The sequence below is a fragment of the Streptomyces anthophorae genome, from assembly GCF_049310305.1.
GTDB lineage: Bacteria > Actinomycetota > Actinomycetes > Streptomycetales > Streptomycetaceae > Streptomyces.
Genome location: NZ_JBLWQQ010000001.1, coordinates 4,607,462 through 4,623,870 on the forward strand (window position 1 = coordinate 4,607,462; position 16,409 = coordinate 4,623,870).

Consider the following 16,409-nt stretch of genomic DNA (forward strand, 5'->3'; position numbering starts at 1 on the left):
TGTCAGTAAGCGAGGCGGGTCGTGGAGCCGAGCACCCCGTAGACCGGATCGTCGAGGACCCACACCGAGTCGGTCGCCGACGCCGAGGTGTGGAACGTGATCACGTGCGAGTTGTGCTTGATGACCTCGTTGTAGCCCTCGACCGTGACCCGCATCGAAGGTGACGGCGCCTGGCTCGGCAGGTTGTAGACGGAGAAGTACGAGCCGATCTCCGCGTCCAAGATGTCCACGTAGTACGACAGCGTGTACGCCTCGATCGGCACCTCGCGCAGCTCGGGCATCGGGTTGGCGTAGCGGGACACCAGCCAGTACGCGGCGTCCAGCACCGAGTTGTCCGAGGTCTTCAGCATGTTCAGGTCCTGCGGGTACTCGCCGAACGCCAGGATCGACGAGGAGGCGGTGACCCGCTGTGTTGCGCCGTTGGGCCTGGTGGAGGTGACCATGTTGACCATCTTCTGGTCGTCGTCCGCCAGGGAGATACCGGGTTCGAGGTCGGCGTAGTCGACCGTGAAGGTCTCCGCGGCTGGCGACGGGTTGTACCTGACGTCACGGGATTGATAGGTCAGTCCGTACCAGTCTCGGTCGGCGAACACCCGGCCGGATTCGGTGGATTCGACCTCCCGCATGCGGGCCATCACGGTGCTGCCCGCAGGGCCTTGACTGGCCATCGGGTCGTGGGTGCTGCCCGCCACCGTGATGTCCAGGAGCCCGGCGTAGTAGGACAGGCGCAGCATGCGGGTGTCCGCGGCCTCGCCCACGTGCCCGGTCGTCCCGGCGTCGTAGCGGGTGGCCTGGCTCGGCCCGAACGACACGGAGTCGGCGGTGAAACAGGCGACGTGGCCGATGTTGCCGTTCCACAGGCGGGCGCCCCGGTAGCCGCCGACGTGCAGCATGCGCATGTCGCGGACCGACACCGCGAACACCGAGCTGTCGGTGACCACACCGTCGATGCGCAGGGTGTGGGAGTACTCGTCGTACGCGATGTGGTGCCACGCGCCGTCCGCCAGATTGGACGGCCCGGACGGTGTGAGCGTCGTGGTGAACCCGTCGCTGATCATCTCGAATTGGAGGGCGCCGGACGAGTTGAGCGACATCACCAGCTGATAGCTCAGGTCCGGCCGGTGGAAACCGAGGATCGCCCGGTTCGCCGTGCTGGTCTGGATCCACACCTCGGTCGCCAAATAGTTGCCCATGAGGCTGGGCAACTGCGGGCCCAGGTCGGCGGTCAGGTACTTGCCGGCGGTCGCTGATACGGGCGTGAGCGCGGCCACCTGTTCGCCGGTCTCTGCTGGGCCTTCGGCGCTGCCGAGGGCGAGGGTGCCACTGCCCGCGGCGCCGGCCTGGGTGATGGGCAGGGCGGCGAGCCCGCTGCCCGACAGGTCGCCCGCGCTCGTCGACGCGCTGTCCTCGGTGAGCGGGTAGTACAGCAGCGGCTTTCCGACGAGGATCTCCTCGCCGACCATGGACCGCAAGCTCGGCATCTTGTTGAGCCGCTTGAACATGTCGGTGCAGCTGATCTGCACCGAGCTGTAGAGGCCCTCCCAGCCGATCGGGAACTCATTGACCGTGCCGTGGAATCGGGGGCGAACGGTGGCGCCGACCAGGTCGAACTCGACGAAGTCGCCGACGCCGCCCGTGCGGTTGCCGATCATCTCGACGAGGACCTGCTGTGCGGTCACCCATGCCGGGGTGGCCAGGGTGCGCCGCGTCGTCCACGAGAAGCCGTCGCGGCTGGTCTCCCAGTACAGGGTTCCCGCGGCTTCGCGCAGGCGGAGCCACATGTGGTCGATGGCGCTGAACGTGAGCGACGTGGCCCCGGCGTCGAAGTAGCCGACCTCGCTGACCAGGCGGAGGGTGCCGGCGACCGGGTTGTACGTGAACCCGGCGCGGGTGCCGTCGGTCGTGGAGTTGGCCATGATGCTGACCGCGGCGCTCGAGCTTCCGCCTGCGGCGGGCAGGGTGGCGAGCTTCACCGTGAACCGGCTGTTCGCCAAGGTCCATTGGCGGGCGGTCTGGTACGCGGCGAACAGGCCGGGCCCCACCGGCACGCGGGCGCGGCCGCCGACCTCGGTGGCGCCGCCGTAGCTGTTGGGCCACAGCGTGCTGTCGATCCGGTTGTCGTCGAAGTCGTCGCCAAGCATGGCCAGCGGGTACGGCGCCGACCCGGTGCGCTGCGGGATCACCGCCACGCTGATCCGGATCGGCGCGTTGCGCCGCACGAACGGGTAATACGGCGAGCCGCTGTTGCCCGGCGTGAACCTCCCGTCGAAGTTGTCGAGGGTGAGGGTCGCCGTGCCCGGCTGCGTCTCCGACAGCTCGTCGGACGCGCCCCGGGTGATGGCCACCCCCTGGTTCTTCACGTCGACGTACTGGGTGATGTCCGTCCACGTGATCGTGGATGGGGCCAGGATCAGACCGCCCCATCCCATCTCGACGAGCAACGGCACGCGATCACCCCGCCTGCAATGTGATGGCCGTGCCCTGGGCACGGCCGTATCGGACGATGACCTTCTGCACCTCGCGGGCCACGGCCACAGGGTCCATCGCCGAGGCGATGTTGACGTTGACGACCATGCCACCGCCCGCTCCGGTCGCGACCGCAGGCCGACGGATGGCAGGGCGCATTCCGGAGACCGTGTCCGCCACCGCGCCCATGGACTGGCGGAGTGCGGGCAGGCTCGCATCGATGCCACCGATGTAGCCGGCCATCGTGTGGCGGCCGTCTCCGTGCATCACGCGGCTGGGCGACCGGATACCGAGGGCCCGCCGCAGGGCCTTCTGCATCCCCTTGGCGATCTTCAGCATCTGCTTCTCGATGGCCTTCTGCTGCGAGGACAGCCCCTTGAGGAAGCCCTGCCCCGCGGCCTTGCCCGAGTCGTACAGGGCGTCGGCGCCCGCGCGGCCCAGGGTCTCGGCCTGCGAGTTCACCTTGTACTGCGTCGAGTTGATGTCTTTGAAAAGTTTCGACGAGGCACCCGCGAGCGCGGAGGCGTAGGCGTAGCCCTCCTCCGGACCCATCGTCAAAATCTCCCTCAACATCGTTTTGTTCAACCCCCTCTTTTTGAGGGTGTTGATGTACGAGGTGAACGTCTTCATCTTGGCGAGCCGCTGCTGCAACTTGGAGTTGATGCCGGACGCAGAGACCTGCTCCTCGCCCTCGAACATGCCGCCCAAGCTGGCCGACTGCTTCGCCCCGACGCGGGTGGTCTCGGCGAAGTCCTTCGCCCGCTTGATCGTTGCCGCGATCGAGTCGCGCTTCCCGGCCAGGCTGGTGAGCGTCTTCGTGTGCTTGTTGACGTACGCGACCAGGCGGTTGTCCTTGCTGCCGGTGAACGCGGACCAGATGTCCTTGGCCAAGTCCTTGGACGTGGCCTTGATCTTGTCCTTGGACCCGGTCAGCCCGGAGATCAGCCCCTTGCCGACGTCCTTGGCGAGCGCCCGGGTGCGCTTCGACGGAGAGGCGATCTGGAGCTCCGCCTTCATCGCCGTGATGATCTGGCCGGCCGCCGAGCGCGCGGCCCCGCCGATCGACCCCATCGAGCCGAGCAGTCCCGACGTCAGGCCCTGCCCTGCGGCCAGGCCGACCCCGGTCGGCGAGTCCATGTGAGCGCCGGCCGCCATGGCGCGCGAGTCGGGGTTGCTGAACACCGTCTCGCTGCCACGGAACTTGACCAGCTCGGGACCCTCTTCACCGACCACCGCCCAACCTGCCTTGGGGCGGCCGCCCTTGGCGAACCCGGCCAGCCTGCTGACGGCGTCCAGCCCCGCTTGCATGCGCTTCTGGACGGTGATGGTCACCGTCTTCGACTGGACCCTGTTGAGCTGCGCGACCACGTTGCGGGCCGTGCGAGACGCCAGGTCATACGCCCGGATAGTGGGCTTGCGGTCCTTGATCCCCGCAAGCTGGCCCTTGGCCGTGCGGACCTTGGCCTGCAAGTCGTCGATCTTCGCGAGCAGCGCCGACCGCTTCGACGGCGGCACGCTCTTGAGCTTCCGCTTCGCCTCCTCCAACTGGGACTGCCAGTTGTTGATGTTCAGCTTCAGCTTCCCCGCCGTCAGCTTCGGACCGACCGAGGCGGCGAACCCGCTGGCCTTGTCCTCGGCCCTCTTCAGCCCTGTGATGTACGCGGTGCTGAAGTCCTTGAACCTGCGGTCCGCGGTCTTCAGCTTGTCGCCGAGACCAGGGATCCAGCCGAACGCGGAGGCCGCGCCGTGCAGGATGCCGCCGAGCGCGCCGACGATCCCGGTCGACATGATGCGGAATCCGTGGATGACCTGCGGCAGTGCCTGGACCGCGCCCTGCACAAACGTCAGGACTGCCTCGCCGCCCCGGCGGGCGAACTCCATGATCCCGATCTTGTTGTCGGCGATCGCATCCGAGAGCCGTTGCAGCGGGCCGCGGGCCTCGTTGATCCGTGAGAACGACGGGAGCAGGCTGCCGACGATCGCACTCGCGGTGTCCTGGGCGACGGGGCCGACGATCTTCATGATCTGCATGATCGACTTCAAGCCGAAGCCGAGATCCTTGAAGACTGGTGCCAGCGCCTTCGCGGCCTGGCCCAGGATGTCCAGCCCGCCCGACAGAGAGAGCCCCGCGCTGCGGAATGCCTCCCCGAACAGCGGCCCCAGCGAGCGCGCGACCTCGCCCGAGAACCGGCCGATCGCGGGCAGCACCCGGTTGAGCATGTCGAACAGGCCGTTGAGCATCGACGCGCTGCCGCCGATACCGACCTTCAGCCCCGAGAACATGCCCGGCAGGGCCTTACCCAGAAGATCGCCGATCCCGGACGACAACGCCGTCAAGGTCGGCTTCGACGCCGCGCCGAAATCCAGGAAGCTGCGGCCGAGCCGGCCGACCCCGGTCGCCAGGTCGACGACGAATCTTTTGCCCAGCGTCAGGTTCGTCTGGAGGTCACGCTGGAACCCGGAGTCGCGGAAGACTCCGCCGGCCTTGCGGGCGAGGCCGCCGAACGTGCCGCCCAAGTCGGTCATGTTCCGACCCAGGATCTTGACCAGCGGAGACGCCGACTTCACCGCAGAGGTGAAGCCGGGCAGCATCGCCTTCTGGACGTCCCGGCCGACGCCCGAGAACTCCTTCTTCAGCGAGACGAGTTCTTTGGTGAAGGACCGGGCCTCCGGGGAGAGCTTCTTGAGGGCGGCCGCGTACTCCTTCTTGCCCTTGCCCGCGGCCTCCATGGCGTCGCCGACACCGGCGAAGCCCAACTTCATGGTGCCCGCGGCGAGTCCCGCCCCGAGCATCATCGGGACGACCGCGCCGAGCGCCGGCAGCAGCGACGCACCGGCCAGGCCGGCGACGAGCTTCAGCTTGCCGCCGAGGCCGCCGCCCTCGTCCAGCGCCGAGGACGCCTCGTCGGCCGCGCTGCCGAGCACACCGGCGGCACGGCCTGCGCTGATGAACCGGCCGTTCGAGTCCCGCAGCCGACCGTTGACGCTCGCTGCCGCCTGGTCCGCTTGCCGCAGTACGGGCGGTAGCCCGGCGGTGACCGTGGCCATCCGCTGGGCGGCCGTGGAACCGGCGATGAACCTTCCGTTGAGGTCCCTCCACCTACCGTTGCTGTCCTGGATCAGCCGGGAGGCGTGGGCGACGGATACGAACCGGCCTTCAAGGTCGCGCAGTTGCCCGTTCGCGTCGCGGGTGAACGCGCGCATCGCACGCGAGCTGGCCTGGCTGTCGTCGGCCAGGCGGCGGTGCAGCCGGGCAGACGAGTCCCCGGCCCGGTTGAGGACCGGGGACAGGCGGTCGTCGCCGTCGAGGATGAAACGCAGGCGCTCAGCCACAGCCCGCCCCCTTCGTTCAGGGCGGGCGGCGGCCCGCGGCTATTCAGTTGAGGCGGCCCGCAGGCGGGCCTCGTGCTGGTCGATCCACCGCGCGAGGTAGTCGAAGTCGTCGAGGGTCAGCTCGTCGACGTCGCGTGCGGTGTAGTGCAGGTACAGGCCGAACAGCGGCAGGTAGGTCAGCCGTCGGTCGGTGAACCATCCGCCGTCGTCGGCTCCGGCTCCGGGCTGGGGGCCGGGACTTTTGGGGCCGTCGCGTCCTTGATGGCCAGCTCGCACGCCTCACGGTCGAACGCCGCGTCACGCAGCTCGTCGAACGCGTCCGCCAGCTCGTCAGGCTGATCGCCGAGGCGGGCCACCAGCAGGGCCGCGTACCGGGGGACTTCCTTCGCGTCCAGGCGCACGCGCACCTCGTCATCGAAGGGGTCGAACTCCACCAGCCGCAGCGACGGGTTGTTGCGCTTCTTGAGCACCCAGCCCACGACGCGGATGGGCGTGATGTCGCCGTCCTCCATGCCGCTGAGCACGTCGCCCCACTTCATGTCGGCGGTGCGCTCGATGATCTGCACCTCGGACGCGCGCATACGGCCCGCGTCGAGAATCTCTGTCTGGCCGCCCTGGGGCGTGAACTCGATGATCATGTGGGTTCCAGTTCAGGTCAGGCGGCGGCGCACGTCGTCCAGGACGCGTTGCACTTCCCGCTCCATACGTGGGGTGTGGGACCGCACCGTGTTGTCCCACCAATAGGGCTGCACGTACTGGCTCGCCCAGCGGCTGCGGTTGCCGAAGACCGGGTGACGGATGCGCCCAGGCGGCGGGCCCTCGTTGAGGACCTTCGGCATGTTCTTCAGGTCGGCGGGCAGCCGCGCCCGGTCGACCCACACCTTCGCGCCCGCGCCGCCCGAGGTGGTGCGCACGCTGATGCGGATGGCCTCGGCGATGGTGGCGCGCAGCGGCCGTGTGGTCGGCGACGGGCCGCCGTGCGGTACGACGCCGCGGCGGTTGGGCTTGCGGCCGTCCGACCGGATGTCGAGGTTGCGGATCGTCGACTGGAGGTCGTCGCGCAGCGGCTCGGCGGCGCGGCGTACGCGGCGCTGCATGGACGAGCGGATGTTCTCGTTACCGGCAGCCCGCAGACGCCTCTGGAGCTCCAGCAGGCTGCCGGTGTTGAGGATGCGTACCTCGCGCACCGTGCACCTACAGGGTGCTGTCGGTGCTGATGTATTCGATGGCGGTCTGGTTCGTCCCGTCGTACAGGCCCGTGAAGCTGATCGTGGGCTTGACGACCTCGAAGCCTTCGATGGACGGCGGCGCCTCGTCGACCCGGATCGCCGGGACCTTGATCCGGAACGTCTCGAAATAGGTCGACGCGATGTTGGGGCCGATGAACTCCCACACGAGACTGGTCGCGGCGTCGCTCGTGTGCAGGTCGTCGAGCGTCGTCGCGACGTAGTCCATCTCGATCGACCCGGTGATCTTCACTTGGTCGTTGGAGATGGGTTCCTTCTTGAGCCCGGCCTGCCCCGCGTAGAACCTGTCCACCGCCTGCGGGCGCTCGAACTTCACGGACACCTTGCGGATACCGTCGAGCGCCGTCTCTGCGCCGAACGATCCGGCCTTGAGCGCCATCTGCCCGAAGTGGAACGGGGTCATCGACGCGTACGACGCGACGACCAGCGTCTGCGTCTCGTCGCAGTCCTTGCAGTCGAACTCGAAGCTGGCGGTGAGCATCCCGCCGACCTCGCACGAGAACTCCGCCGACGTGACCTTGCAGCCGACGAACGTCTTGTCGGTCACCGATCCTGTGGTGAGCGGCACGCCCTTCTGGATCACGAGGCTCTTGCCCGCGGTGTCCGCCAGGGTGTGCGTCTGGAGGTACGCCGGTCCGGCGCCCTGCTGGACTGGCGTGACCGTCGTGCCCATCAGTGCCTGGAGCAAGACGCCCATCCCCTTGTTGGTGACCTCGAGGTCGACCGACCCGTTGGCTTCGCGCTGGGTGACCACGCGCCGCGACGACAGCGGCACCAGGCGCCCGGCCGCGATGCCCGCGGATTGCGCGGTGGTCTTCTTCAGGACCAGCGATTCCTTCGTGAACTCGATGTGCTTCGACGGCGCCACGTACGTGCCGTACGTCGTCTCCGCACCGATGCTGAGCTGGGCGCCGAGCCCGGACCCGATCGCCATGTCAGACCTCGTCCTTCTGCGGCTTGGCCGCCTTCTTCGCCGTGGTCGTGACAGCCACAGGCTTCGGCTCCTCGACCGGCTCCCACGTCGCCGTCTGGCAGACGTACGCCTCGAACCGCTCGTCGGGAACTTCAACGATCTCGTCGGGCTCAACCGTCCGGCCGCCCAGCTCAGGGACGACAACGGCCTCGGGCCCGATCAGACGCACACGCGCCATGGGGTACTCCTCGGGTGGTGGTGGATCAGATACGGGCACGGCAGGACACCGTGAACTCCAAGCTGGCCTTGACGCCTTGCTCGGTCAGCGCCTGCCGCAGCAGCCCGCGCGTGAGGTGCGCCCACAGCACGGCGCCGTTCAAGGTCGGGGCGGTCGGGTTCGTCCCCGAAGCACGGACGGCCTGCTCGATCACGCCGAGCAGCTCGAAGACGCGGGCCCGAACTACCGCGACCTCAAGGTCGCCGGCCCACGAGTCGATCCAGCCCGTGATGCTGAAGTCCTCATCCCGGCTGCGGGCGCCGGCCGCGTTGAAGTTCTGCGCGATCTCGACGGCCTGGTCGCCGTTGGGAGACCAGCCGACCGCGACGAGGTCCTGGTCGGCCTGGTCGCCGAGCGGCGGCCCGTCGACGACGTCCACGCCCGTCATGCCGGGCGCGGCCCGCAGGATCTCCAGCAGCGCCGTGATGGCGCCGGGAACAGCAGAGGTCGTCATCACCCCACCCCCGGCGGTAGACGGTCCGGCTCCAGCAGCTGCACGGCCCTGTTCGGGATGGCGTAGCCCAGCCCGGGGATGGGCTCGCTGACGTCGAAGTCGCCCGTACCGACCTGGGGTCGGCCGGGGCCCTGCTGGGTGCGCCACAGATGCTGAAGAATGATCTTCGCTGCGGCGGTGATGTTCGCCGGGACGATGTTCCGCCCCGCCTCGTACGTCACCCGCAGCGGCCCGTACAGCGGGCCCCGGTCGTGACGGGCGATGACGCCCGTCATCGCGTCCAAGGTGAGGTCCTCGACCGCGTACGCCGTGCCGCCCGTGGCGAGCGAGTCGACGGCCGTCAACGCGACGACCGGCGTCTGCCACAGCGCGAGCTCGGCGGCCGCCCCGACCCGGTGGTCCTCGACGACCTGGCGGACGACGACCGGGCCCGTGAACACCTCGACCGCCCGCGTCGTCGCCTCGATCCACTCGCGGACCTCGGCGTCGTGCCGCGACGACTTGATGTTCAGGTGCTCCTTGCCGTCCTCAAGGGATAGCAGCCCCGGCGGGGCAGCTTCGCGTACGTCGAAGCTGTCGGTGTACGCGTGCGCCGGGCCGGTGAACACCCAGCGCACCGTGTGCCGACCGGCGACCGTGGTGACGAGGTCGGCCTGGTAGGTGCCGAGCGGCGACACCTCCGTGGTGACCGGCGTTGCGGTCGTCCCGTCCGGCAGCGTCACCGTGACGGCGGAGGTGGCCGCGGTGGCGAGGATGCCGCCGGGGTCCCGGCACTCCGCGATCAGGCGCACGGTCGCGCCGAGGTCGTACGGCACCGACGCCTCCTTACTCGGCCTTGGCGGCGGCCATGACGCCCTTGCGCTTCTGGTCGGCGGCCTCGGCCTCCAGGACGCGGGCGCGCTCGTCGGCGTCGGCGGTCTTCAGATACTCGATGACCTCGGGACCGGTGTGGGCGCTCGGGTCGTACGGCTCGTCGCCCTGGTCCTCGGGCTCTGCGTCCGTCGGCCCCGTCGTCGCAGGAGCGGGCGGGGCCAGGGTGCGTGCTTCGCCCGGGTCGGCGGTCGCCTGCTCGGTGGCCCGAAGCGGCCGGGCAGCCGGCGGCGACGTCACAGGCTCGGCGAAGAGGTGCCCGTGCGTCTTGAGGATGGGGTGCTTGTCGTCGACCAGCTGCCCGGCGGTGAAGGCGACGGGGGCGCCGTCCTGCCAGATGCTGAAGGACTCGGTGCAGCGCTTCACAGTGGCTCCTCAGCTGTGCGCGATGGGGGTGCGGCGGGGGAAGGCGCGGACGATCGTCGCGCCGAGGGTGCCGCCCGTGGTCGCGCCGGACGTGGTGACGGACGCGCGCAGGTAGCGCTTCGAGCCCTTGTATCCGAGCTCGAACAGGGCGTCGTCGTCGGTGGACGTGACCGACGGCGCCGACCCCTGGAGGTCGGCTGCGGCGACCGTGCCCCACGCCGAGTTGTCGTCGGACTCCTGAAGGATCACGGCGTGCGTGCCGTCCGTGATGGTGCCGGTGTGGACGATGAGCATCGCCGACCGGCTGGCGTCCTTGTTCTCGTGCAGGTCGACGGCCGTGCCGTTGACGGTGCCGTTGGTGCGGAGCGCGATGGCCAGCGTCGCCTTGGCCCGCGCCACGTTGTAGAGGCTCTGCCTCATGGTGTGACTCCCTTGGGGGATGCGAACGGCCGGAGCCCCGTGTGAGGCTCCGGCCGAAATGCGGGCGGATCAGGTGACGTTGAGCATCCGGAACGCGCCGTCGTTGACCGAGTCGGCGCCGACCCGGTACCAGGCGTACCAGCCGCGCTGACCGGTCGGCCGGCGGTTGGCGCCCACCAGGTGCGGCAGGAACTCGATGCTCATGCCGATGCGGTCGGCGATCACATAGTTGTTGAAGTCGCCGTACACCGTCACGTAGTTCTCCTGCGTGGCGTTGACCGTGCCGTCCATGTCCTCGGCCTCCAGGGCGCTGCGGCCCAGGAGCTGCGGAGGAACGTCGGCGCCGATGCGCTCCCACAGGTTCGTTCCGCCCGACGAGTCGAACTGCCTGATTGCGTTGTAGATGCCGCGGTTGGCCAGCCAGGACGCGTTCGGCCGGTACCGGCCGGGCAGCGCCGTGTCGGTCTTGTAGACGTCACCGGACGCGAACGTGTCGGTGGTCGTGCTGGTCACGATCGAGCTCGTACCCGTCAGCGCGGTGACGATGCCGGTCGGCTGCCCCACTCCGCTGCCGCTGACGAACGCCGCGGCCTCCAGCGTGTCCTTACCGAAAGCCAGCAGGCGGCCGACCTCCATGGTCGCGTTCGCCTCGTCGTCCATCGCCTCGATGGAGATCGGCACGAAACCGTCTGCCTTGTAGACGGGGACCGTCGGCTGGACGAAGGTCGGCGCGTTGTCGCCCGCCTCGGACCCTTCAGCAGCCCACCGCCACGACACCGCACCAGCGGAGACGCCGTTCCACACGTCGCCCGTGGCGACGACCTGGCGGGCCACCTGGCGGATCTGGTTGATCGATCCGTTCGCCGTGATGATGACGGTCGGGTCGAGCTGGAACGGGACGAGGTAGCCGCCCGCCGAGTCGGTCAGCGACATCGCGCGCTCAAGGGCGCGCTGCTCCTCGGGGGACACCATGTGTCCCTTGCCGGCCGCGAGCTTGGACCAGGCGCGCATGTACTCCGGCGACGACGTCGCCAGGCACATGCGGGCGATGGTGCCGCGCTTGTCGTCCCACGCCTCGATGATGTCCGTGGCCGCGGACCGGATGCGGTCGTTGGCTCCGGCCATCTTGTCGACGGCGCACAGAGCGCGGGCGCGGAGCTCCTGGCCGACCTGCTCCGGGGAGCGGTCGAAGGTGCGCATCTCGCCGAGGTCCCACGGGTTGCGGAACCGGCGGTCCTCGACGGAGTCGGGGTTGAGGATCGGGTCAGCGTCGTACGTGCCCGAGCTGCCGTAGGACGTGCCGCCCTGGATCGCGGTCGCCGCGGGCGCGCGGCGCTCGGTGACGGTCGACGCGGAGCGGACGCGCTCCAGCGCGGCCTTGCGCTCCAGCTGCCGGCGGTGAGCGTCGACCTCGGCGAACTCGCGGGTCAGCTCGTCGAACTGCTTCTCGTCGTCGACCGTGAGGTCGGTCTTCTCGCCGAGCCTCTCCAGCTCGGCCTTGATGTCCTGAAGGCGGATCACCGCCTGCGGGTGCGAGAGCTCCATCAGCTCTGCTCCTTTGCGTCGTCGATGTGCGCCAGGCGCTCGTCCATCAGCGCGGTGATCTCACGGATCTGCTCGCGGAGGGCGACCTGGCCAGAGGGCGGCGACGGGTGCCCTGCGGCGGGCGGCGCGTCGGTAGTGCTGGGGGTGGGCGGGTGCTCATCGAGCGGCGCGCCTTCGGTGCGTTCGTCGGCCGGGTGCTCCTCGAGGAGCGGCGCGGCCTTGGTGGTGCTGCGGATGGCCTGCTGCACGATGCGTGCAACGCCCTCCGGGTCTGTGGTGTCGCCGAGGTCGAGAACGATCTGCCGGCCTCCGAGCGGGTCGCCCGAACGCTGGTAGAGCAGCGCGGTAGCGACCTCGCGGCGCAGCTCGGGATCCTCGGGCACGGACGGTGCGGCGGCGTCCCGCGCGAGCGAGTGCCGGATCCGGCGCGTCATCTCGTCGTCGAGGGCCAGGCCGTCGGCGACGTCCCGGGCCCGTACGGACACGCTGGTACCGGCGTAGGCCGGGAAGACGACCGGGCCGAGCTCACGGCACTTCAGCTCGATGAGCTCGCGCTGCAACGGCCCACGATCGCCCGGCATCCAGAGCAGGTCGTAGACCTCCTCGGGCTTGACCAGCTTGCCGTTGACGTCGCGCCACTCCTCGCGCACGACCTCGAACCGGAAGGACATCCCGTTCACGGTCTGCTCGGCGATGGCGTCCCGTACGGGCTGCATCAGCCAGTTGTCGGTGAGGCGGCCCTCGACGTACAGGCCCTGCTCGTCCTCGCGCAGGTCGGCGATGGTGCCGATCGGAATGGAGCCGATGAGCGGGTGCCGGCCGTGGTCGAACTGCATGACCGGGGTCTGCTCGCGGATCGTCTTCTTGAAGGCGCCCTTGCGGATCTTCTCCGTGAACGCCCCCTCCCATGAGTCGATCTCGGTCGAATGGCCGAAGAGAGCCGCGTAGCCGGACAGAGTCCGTCCGTCGCCCTCCTCCTCGCCGTCGGCGCGGACCAGCTGGAACGGCGCCGACCTCTCCAGGTCTCGCGCCACGGTGGACAGGGCAGGCATCAGGAGCCCCCTTCGGTCGGAGCAGGAAGCGCAGGCCGCCCGGTCTCGCCGGGCCTTTGCAGCTGAACGGAGAACATTCCGGTGTGGACCAGCAGGGACCAGTCCGAGGCGGTCACAGCGGCCATGACGGACTCCGGGGTGTACCCGGCGTCGACCAAGGTCCGGATCGTCCGGGACTCGACGCCCTGGATCTCGGCCGCGTCCCGGGCGTCCTCGCGCAGGAACGGCACGTTGCGGGCGTCGTACCAGAGCCGCACGGCGCCGGAGCTCCCGCCGCCTGGCGGAGTCACGAGCGGGCCGAACGAGCCGGCCGCGTTCTGCCACAGCGGATGGATCGTGCCGTCGGCGAACCGCCGGCGGGCCTGCCCATAGTTCGAGTAGGTCGCGGCCTTCAGGCCCTCGGACAGGCCGACGATGATCGGCGGGACCCCGGCGGCCGCGGCGATCCGGGTCTCTCCGGCGCCCTGGACCGTCGCGAAGTCGAGCTGTTTGAAGTCCGAGCCGACCACCGTCACGTCGGCGCCGCCGCCCAGGTACAGCGTCTTGTACGCGTTCTCTACGCCGCGGTGGTTGGTCTCCATCTTGGCCTTGAACTTCGCGAACGCCTCGGGTGAGACTTCGCGTGCCAGCCGGACGACCATGTTCGGGGTGGCCGCGTTCTCCAAGAACTTGGCCTTATGCCGGGCCATCAGCCCGTCGGTCTGCGTCTCCCGGATCACCGGGGTCAGCCACGACATACCGCGGTACGTCGCGAGCGGATCAGGCACCGGGGCGAAGTGCGCGACCTCGTCGGCGAGCAGCGGCACCGGCTCCTCGCCGGGCTCCTGGTAGACGAACCCGAGCTTGCGCCAGCCCAGGTGCCCGCCTCGGAACTGGCGGCGCTCCAGGACGATGAAAGTCCAGTCCGGGCGCAGCCGCACGAGCTCGTCGCCGTCCCGCGTCCAGTACGAGTTCCCCGACAGGTCGGCGTCCTGGATCACCCGCGAGAGCAGGTCCTGCGTCGTTCCGCCCGGCCAGGGCTTCTCCAGCAGATGCAGTTCCGTCGTCCCGAACATCTGAGACGGCGAGCCCTGGTTGAGGCGCTGCCACGTGAACCGTGGCGCACTGAACACGAACTGGCGGGCCGTCATGCACGACCAGATGATCGGGTTCGTCGCGAACAGCTTGGCGTACCCGGGAAGGTCCCCGGGTGCCTTCTCCGCGGCCTGGCCCGGCTGCGTCTGCGTGATGCCCAGCGCCGACCATCCGCTGTAGCCGAGGGACTGCTGTAGCGCGAGCGCGTAGTCGTCGATGCTGCTGATGTCCCGCTGCTCGGTGTGGCCGCGGGAGGCCCTCCACAGGCTCGTCACGGGCCACCCCCGTCATGACGCCCGTCGACGTCCGTCAGCAGCAGGCAGTACGCCACGAGCAACACGCCGCCGACCACCAAGCCGACGGCCAGGCCGAGCCCGAGGCCGGCGCCCGCGGCCGCCATCGCGCCGCCCGTCATGACGCCCGCGCGAGCCCGCGCGGCACGGGTCAGTCGAAGTCGACCCACGGCTCAACCTCCTCTTCCGGTTCCTCGATCTCGGCCTCCAGGCCCCACTTCGCGTTCGTCACGCCCACCAGCGGCGTGATGTCCACACCGACGCTCCGGCGGGCCCACGCCCACGCATCCCCGAGATCGCGCTTACGGGCGCCCGCTAGCGCCGTAGCGAGCGGGGCCTGCCCCAGGTGCACGACCTGCCCGGCCGCGACCGCGTCGTAGAACTGGCCGCAGGCCTGCGCGTACTGACGCGCCTTCAGCGCCACGATCGGCGCGGCCAGCTTCGGCTCCTCGTCCTGCTCCAGGTCCTCGTCCTGGTCCAGCTCCGCGCCCTCTTCGAGCAGGGCACGGCGCAGCGCCCGCTTGATGGCCGGCAGCAGGGACCCGGCGGGCGATGCCTCGTCGAGGACCCAGCACCGGGGCCCCCACTTCCGCGTCAGCGCCTCGATCCGCGCCTCTACCCACGCAGTGCCAGGGCGGTTGTCGACGACCTCCAGGTGGACGCCGCCGCCCTGCGCCGGGCCCGCCACGCAGATGCTCGTGTGACTGCGCTCCGGGGTGACGTCGATGGCGAACGCGACCGGGTCCTGCGGGCTGCTGTCGCCGTCCTCCAGGGCGTCCCAGGCATCCCGCCCGATGACCGCCCACGCCTCGCCCTCCTCGGACGGGTAATCGCCCACACCGAGCCGCTCACGGGCATAGATCTCCGCGCTCATCGTGGCCCGCTCCCGCTCCGTGTGCTCCAGACTCAGCCGGTAGCCGAGCGCCGGGTTCGCGCGCGCCACAGACTCCGGCGCGGCAGGATCGTCGTGATCGGTGCACCCGGCCGCGCACTCGCGCACGTGCGGGCTGATGGACCACTCCAGATAGGCCAGCGACGGGTCCGGTACGCCCGACTCGACCGCCGCCAAGGCGCGCCGCCGCAACCGCGCCAGCTGGGCGCTCTGCGGCCCGATACCGGCGCTGCCGAAGTAGTAGACCTGGGGATCCTTCACGGCCGCCAGCGTCGGCAGCATGGCGCCCATGGCATCGGCGCCGAGGATCATGTCCTCGTCGAAGATGAGCGTCTTCCCGGTGAACCCGCGGCCAGAGCCACCGGAGCGGGCGAGGAAGCGGAGCCGCTGCCCACCCAGCAGCTCGATCGCTTCCTCGCCCGTCGTGCGCCGCACGCGTGCGACGCGTTTCCGCAGGTGGTCGCTGTTCACGATCAGCGACTCGATCCGGCGGAAAGCCTCAATGGCGGTCTTGAACTCGTGCGCCGAGTGGATGATCAGGGCCTCGTCGAGCAGGAACAGCCCGGCGAGCTCCCTCGCTTCGATGAGCGCGCCCTTGCCGTTCTGCCTGGCCACGTTGACCGCGACCTCGAAGGCGGACCAGCCGCCGTCGGGCTTCTCACCGAGGGCGACGTTCAAGACGTGCTGCTGCCACGGGTCGAGGACCAGGCCGGCGGAGGCCGCGAGTTCGACCGCTTCCTGCCCCGAGCTGGAGACGAACGGTGGGACCGTCTCGATCCGCGGCCGCTGATCGCCGTACCAGCGCCCGTCACGCTCAGGCACCGCGGCGCTTCTTCCGCTGCTTCATCAGCTCGTCGACCGGGTCGGCGGCCGCGGCCTTCGCCGGGGCGATCTTCCGTAGCTCCAGCATGGTTGCGCGGAGCTCGCGGGCGACGACGGCCGCCGAGGTCGGAGCCTCGCACTCGTCGAGCTGCCGGGCGAGCGACAGGGCGATCTCGGAGAGTCCCGGGGCGAGCTGAGCGACGCCGAGCTCTTCGATCTCCGCGAGTGTCTTCGGCTCGTTCATGATCACCCCCGGATGTGACGGAGCGTCATGTGACGCAGTGTGACAGGGGTGGGGGTTCGCTAAATCGCTAGCGTTCGCTTCGCCGAATTAGCAGACCAAGATCCAAATGATCTTTCACCATGATCACGCGCAAAACAGGGC

At 69.5% G+C, this 16,409-nt stretch carries 16 protein-coding genes; all 16 read right to left on the reverse strand.

The window, feature by feature from the left end:
• Nucleotides 1-2 precede the first annotated feature (2 nt).
• Nucleotides 3-2,447 (reverse strand): hypothetical protein, encoded by a 2,445-nt coding sequence (locus ACNYS0_RS20905; protein ID WP_422475720.1) that lies wholly within the window; start codon nt 2,445-2,447, stop codon nt 3-5.
• A 4-nt stretch (nt 2,448-2,451) separates the two neighbouring features.
• A complete protein-coding gene (locus ACNYS0_RS20910; RefSeq protein WP_422475722.1) occupies nt 2,452-5,799 on the reverse strand; it encodes a phage tail family protein in 3,348 nt (1,115 codons plus the stop codon).
• Nucleotides 5,800-5,975: 176 nt separating this feature from the next.
• Nucleotides 5,976-6,437 (reverse strand): hypothetical protein, encoded by a 462-nt coding sequence (locus tag ACNYS0_RS20915; protein WP_422475724.1) that lies wholly within the window; start codon nt 6,435-6,437, stop codon nt 5,976-5,978.
• 12 nt (nt 6,438-6,449) lie between these two features.
• Nucleotides 6,450-6,986, reverse strand: coding sequence for a hypothetical protein (locus ACNYS0_RS20920; RefSeq protein ID WP_422475725.1), 537 nt, complete (start codon nt 6,984-6,986; stop codon nt 6,450-6,452).
• Nucleotides 6,987-6,993: 7 nt separating this feature from the next.
• Nucleotides 6,994-7,980, reverse strand: a complete 987-nt coding sequence (locus ACNYS0_RS20925) for a phage tail tube protein (RefSeq protein WP_422475727.1) — start codon at nt 7,978-7,980, stop codon at nt 6,994-6,996.
• A 1-nt stretch (nt 7,981) separates the two neighbouring features.
• Nucleotides 7,982-8,197 (reverse strand): hypothetical protein, encoded by a 216-nt coding sequence (locus ACNYS0_RS20930; protein WP_422475729.1) that lies wholly within the window; start codon nt 8,195-8,197, stop codon nt 7,982-7,984.
• A gap of 25 nt (nt 8,198-8,222) precedes the next feature.
• On the reverse strand, nt 8,223-8,690 hold the full coding sequence (locus ACNYS0_RS20935; RefSeq protein ID WP_422475731.1) for a hypothetical protein: 468 nt from the start codon (nt 8,688-8,690) through the stop codon (nt 8,223-8,225).
• Complete coding sequence (locus ACNYS0_RS20940; protein ID WP_422475732.1) at nt 8,690-9,505, reverse strand: head-tail connector protein; 816 nt, start codon at nt 9,503-9,505, stop codon at nt 8,690-8,692. Before ACNYS0_RS20940 ends, ACNYS0_RS20935 begins: the two co-directional genes overlap by 1 nt.
• Nucleotides 9,506-9,515: 10 nt before the next feature.
• Nucleotides 9,516-9,926: a hypothetical protein gene (locus ACNYS0_RS20945; RefSeq protein ID WP_422475734.1), complete on the reverse strand. Its 411-nt coding sequence runs from the start codon at nt 9,924-9,926 to the stop codon at nt 9,516-9,518.
• Nucleotides 9,927-9,935: 9 nt separating this feature from the next.
• Entirely contained in the window at nt 9,936-10,346 is a 411-nt protein-coding gene (locus ACNYS0_RS20950) for a hypothetical protein (protein WP_422475736.1), read from the reverse strand.
• A gap of 69 nt (nt 10,347-10,415) precedes the next feature.
• Nucleotides 10,416-11,891 carry a phage major capsid protein gene (locus ACNYS0_RS20955; protein WP_422475738.1) on the reverse strand — a complete coding sequence of 492 codons (1,476 nt, stop codon included), beginning with the start codon at nt 11,889-11,891 and terminating at the stop codon, nt 10,416-10,418.
• Nucleotides 11,891-12,943 (reverse strand): HK97 family phage prohead protease, encoded by a 1,053-nt coding sequence (locus tag ACNYS0_RS20960; protein ID WP_422475740.1) that lies wholly within the window; start codon nt 12,941-12,943, stop codon nt 11,891-11,893. The genes ACNYS0_RS20955 and ACNYS0_RS20960 overlap by 1 nt, the downstream gene beginning before the upstream one ends.
• Nucleotides 12,943-14,292, reverse strand: coding sequence for a phage portal protein (locus ACNYS0_RS20965; RefSeq protein ID WP_422475742.1), 1,350 nt, complete (start codon nt 14,290-14,292; stop codon nt 12,943-12,945). The genes ACNYS0_RS20960 and ACNYS0_RS20965 overlap by 1 nt, the downstream gene beginning before the upstream one ends.
• Nucleotides 14,289-14,480, reverse strand: coding sequence for a hypothetical protein (locus ACNYS0_RS20970; protein WP_422475743.1), 192 nt, complete (start codon nt 14,478-14,480; stop codon nt 14,289-14,291). The genes ACNYS0_RS20965 and ACNYS0_RS20970 overlap by 4 nt, the downstream gene beginning before the upstream one ends.
• Nucleotides 14,462-16,024: a terminase gene (locus ACNYS0_RS20975; protein WP_422475745.1), complete on the reverse strand. Its 1,563-nt coding sequence runs from the start codon at nt 16,022-16,024 to the stop codon at nt 14,462-14,464. Before ACNYS0_RS20975 ends, ACNYS0_RS20970 begins: the two co-directional genes overlap by 19 nt.
• Nucleotides 16,017-16,268 carry a hypothetical protein gene (locus tag ACNYS0_RS20980; RefSeq protein WP_422475747.1) on the reverse strand — a complete coding sequence of 84 codons (252 nt, stop codon included), beginning with the start codon at nt 16,266-16,268 and terminating at the stop codon, nt 16,017-16,019. Before ACNYS0_RS20980 ends, ACNYS0_RS20975 begins: the two co-directional genes overlap by 8 nt.
• Between the last annotated feature and the right edge of the window lie 141 nt (nt 16,269-16,409).